Source organism: Thermogutta sp. (genome assembly GCF_014359955.1).
In the GTDB taxonomy this organism is placed as follows: domain Bacteria; phylum Planctomycetota; class Planctomycetia; order Pirellulales; family Thermoguttaceae; genus Thermogutta.
This window is the reverse complement of sequence record NZ_JACIYL010000405.1, coordinates 1-3978: the sequence shown is the minus strand read 5'-3', so window position 1 is coordinate 3978 and position 3978 is coordinate 1. Positions and strand designations below refer to the sequence as shown.

Annotated in this window: 3 protein-coding genes; all 3 read left to right on the top strand. The window is 61.1% G+C overall.

The genetic code is table 11. The annotated features are described in order from the left end of the window. Window positions 1-1264 (top strand): PQQ-binding-like beta-propeller repeat protein (locus H5U08_RS12140; RefSeq protein ID WP_297033371.1); only part of this gene is annotated, 1264 nt, incomplete at its 5' end. Between the two features lie 17 nt (window positions 1265-1281). Next, on the top strand, window positions 1282-2574 hold the full coding sequence (gene aroA, locus H5U08_RS12135; protein ID WP_297033369.1) for a 3-phosphoshikimate 1-carboxyvinyltransferase: 1293 nt from the start codon (window positions 1282-1284) through the stop codon (window positions 2572-2574). A 283-nt stretch (window positions 2575-2857) separates the two neighbouring features. Then, the gene (locus tag H5U08_RS12130) at window positions 2858-3760 is read left to right on the top strand and encodes an OmpA family protein (protein WP_297033367.1); all 903 of its coding nucleotides are present in this window, start codon (window positions 2858-2860) and stop codon (window positions 3758-3760) included. Window positions 3761-3978 lie beyond the last annotated feature (218 nt).

The following is a 3978-nucleotide window of genomic DNA, read 5'->3' as shown; positions in this document are numbered from 1 at the left end:
GGCGTTGCTGTTGACGGGGGTCGTTTGTTCCGATCACGCGCGAGGGGGCGAGGCCGCTTCTGAGGGCGTGGGCTGGACGCATTTTCGCGGTGGCGAGGCGTGCGGGGTCTTTCAGGGTGGGAAAGAGATTCCCGCGGTTCTCGCGCCGGACAAGCAACTTGCCTGGAAATCCGCGCTTCCTGGTCGAGGACCTTCATCGCCCATCGTGGTGGACGGTCACGTGGTGGTGACGGCAGCCTCCGGCTATCATCAGGACGAGCTTCACATCCTCTCGTTTGCTGCAGATTCCGGGAAAAGGAACTGGCACGTTCGGCTTTTTGCCACAGGTTCCACGGTTTGCAATCCATTCGGCGGTGTGGCGGCGTCCACACCCGCCAGTGACGGTCGATTGATTGTGGCCCTTTTCTCCTCCAACGATCTCGTGTGTCTGGATCGCCAGGGTCGGCCAAGGTGGATGCGTCCCCTGGGGTGGGAGCGACCTCTCCTCCGCAACGACGTGGGAATGGCGTCCTCCCCGTTAATAGTGGGTGACGTGGTCGTTGTCCAGGCGGAGAGTCTCCTCGACGCCGTCCTGTTTGGAATCGACCTGAAAACCGGGCGGACCCTGTGGGAGAAGGAGCGAAACAAAGAAGCGATGTGGTCCTCGCCGGTTCCCATCCGGTTGCATTCGGCTGATGAAAAGAGCGCCGACGGCAGCGACAAACTCCCCCCTGTGGGGGTGCTCGTGCAATCGCGGGAGGATTTTGAAGTGCTCGATCCGCAGACTGGAACGACGATCGCCAGCTACGGGCACTGGTGCGACACGATTTCCTCGGTGGCAGTGTGCGGTCGATTCGTGGCCCTGCCCGCGGCGGGGATTCATGCTCTGGAGTGGGTTCCCCAGCCACCCGAACTGCGGCTTCTGTGGATTTCGGACCGGTTAAATTGTGGCAATACCAGCCCCGTCGTGTGGAACGGTCGCGTGTACGTGGTGAAATCGCCCAATATCCTGGCGTGTGCGGATGCGGCGGATGGGAGGATCCTCCGGCAAATACGGATGCGGGGAAGTTTCTGGGCATCGCCGGTCATTGTGGGACGCCATCTCTACGCCGTAAACTACGAAGGAACGGTCTTTGTGTTTCGGTTGGACGAGGACGGCTTGCCGGAGCGCGTGGGGGAGTGGGACCTCGAATCAGGAGTGCTCGCTTCGCCCGCCGTTGACAACACCGGCCTGTACTTCCGCACCAATCGCTGGCTGTACAAGTTTGCCCTCACCCTGCCGTAGCTTGCCCTGGACGGTCCATGAAAGAAAACCCGGAGTTCGTGGAAATTCCTCTCAGTGGTCCGGTGGACGCAGTGGTCCAGCCGCCGGGTTCCAAAAGCATCACCAATCGGGCGCTCGTTTGTGCGGCGCTGGCGGAAGGTGAGTCCCTCCTCACCGGCGTCCTGGATAGTGAAGACACCCAGGTGATGATGGAGGCCCTGCGACGGCTGGGCGTTCGGGTGGAACACGACCCCGAAAGACGGGAAGCCCGGGTTGTCGGGTGTGGCGGGAAGATTCCTGCCCGTTCGGCCGACCTCTATTTGGCCAACAGCGGGACGAGTCTGCGTTTTCTGACGGCTGTCTGTTCACTCGGGCGGGGAAGATTCCGATTGGACGGCAACGCCCGAATGCGGGAACGCCCCATCCAGGATCTCGTTGAGGCGCTCAATCGTCTGGGGGTCAAAGCGTGGACGGAATATGGCAACGGTTGCCCCCCGGTCATTGTCGAGGCCGCCGGATTGTCGGGGGGAAGCACCGAAATTGCCGGCGAGATTTCCAGCCAGTTTGTGAGCGGACTGCTCATGGCCGCCCCTTATGCGGCGGCGGACGTGGAGCTGATCATTCGGGGAGATCTTGTGTCCAAACCCTACGTCGATATGACGCTGGAGGTCATGCGGGCATTTGGCGTTGACGGCTCGAACAGCCATTATCAGCGCCTCCACGTTGCGGCGGGACAGCGCTATCAGGGTCGAGCGTATGCCATCGAGCCGGACGCCTCCGCAGCGACCTACTTTTTCGCCGCGGCCGCCGTGACGGGTGGGCGAGTCACCGTCACCGGCTTGAGCTGGAACAGCCTCCAGGGGGATGTTGCCTTTTGTCGCTGTCTGGAACAGATGGGCTGCGAGGTGACGGCAGCAGACGACCGATTAACGGTGACGGGCAAACCGCTCCGCGGAATTTCAGTGGATATGAACGCCATCAGCGACACCGTCCCCACCCTGGGGGTTGTTGCTCTGTTCGCGGAGGGCCCCACCGAAATCCGCGGTGTGCGGCATATCCGCTTTAAGGAGACCGACCGCATTGCGGCGCTGGCCACAGAACTCCGTCGTCTGGGCGCCGAGGTGGAAGAGTTTGAAGACGGGCTCCGCATTGTGCCCCAGCTCGGTTATCAATCGGCTGCCATTCACACCTACAACGACCACCGCATGGCCATGAGTTTTGCCATTGCCGGTTTGCGGATTCCCGGCGTAAAAATCCTCGATCCGGGGTGCACGGCCAAGACTTATCCGCGGTTTTTTGAGGACCTCTTCGCGATCCTCCGGCCAGCGTAATCGTCAAACAAAAATCTGTGGAAGCAATCCCGGATGCAGCGAGCTGCGCAATCGCCCGCACTTTCACCGTGTCGTTTCTCACCGGCAAATCTTGACATGTTGACATGCCCCGTTCCTGAATTGCCCTTGTCAACGGAGTCCGTCTTCTGCTAATCTACGCGGCCGCCGAAGGGTGGGCGAATAAGGCGGGCAGCGCAGAGAAATGGACGTCCGCCCGGTTGGCCGGACGCGTTGATGGCGGTCGGCTTGCGGAGGGGCTTCCCGCTGAAGATGGACGAAACTCTTGACCTGGCGGAGTGTGGCGACGGTGTTCGCGGAGGGAGATTCGCCCCAATGTAAGAACGAGCGATGGCTGAGTCCCCCTGCCCTTGGGCTGATGTTGGGCCTGGCAGGAATGGGGCTTTTTCTGGCCGGGTGCGCGAGCAACCCTGCGACGGCTGCGGCCCAGGCGCAATCGGCCCAGCAGCAGGCCGCTCTCAATCGCCAGATCGAAGAATATCAGACACGGATCACGACACTGGACCGCGATAATCAGCAGCTTCAGGGACTGCTGGCCCAGGCCCAGCAGAAAAACAAGCTCCTCGAAGATCAGCTCGCACTGCTCCGCAAGCAATTGAGCGATGCCAGCAGCCAGATCGCCCGCCTGCAACAGGAAAAGGAAGACAAAGAAAAGCAGGTTCAGACGCTCATGGCCTCACTCCAGCGGTCGGGGAGTGTCACCATCCAGCCCAACAACAGCCTTCTTCAAACGCTGCCTGCGGTGAATATTCCGGGCGTTCAGGTGCGGAGGGATGGCGACGTCATTCGCGTGGAACTGCCCGCCGATCAGCTCTTCGAAAGCGGGGCGTTTCAATTTCGACCCGGGGCGGTGCAGATGATCACTTCTGTGGCGGCAGAAATCGCCCGACTGTACCCCGAACAGATGATCGGTGTGGAAGCCTTCACCGACAACGGTCCTCTCCCGCCGGGACCGTGGAAAAACCATACCCAGATGTCCATCTCTTGGGCGGCGGCCGTTCATGATGTTTTGGTCACGCAAAGTAACCTCAAGCCGGAGCAACTCGTGGTGGTGGGGCATGGGGCCAGCTCTCCCCTCATGTCCAACGGAACGCCTGCCGGACGGCAGCGAAACCGCCGCGTGGAACTCGTCATTTATCCCGAAAAATATCTGCCTGCCGCGGGGTGAACTCCGCGAGCCCGTTTTCCCGATGGGGTACACTCGTCATGCCCGCCGTGGGGCCATGGATCATCAAACCTGGTAAGCGGACCCGACGAGCGGGTCCCTCCGAAAATGGACCCGACAAGCAGGTGCCTCCGAGATAAACGGACCTGACAGGCAGGTCCCTCCGAGAAGCGGACATATGCGGTAGGGGCGATTCATGAATCGCCCCCAAAACGCATTCA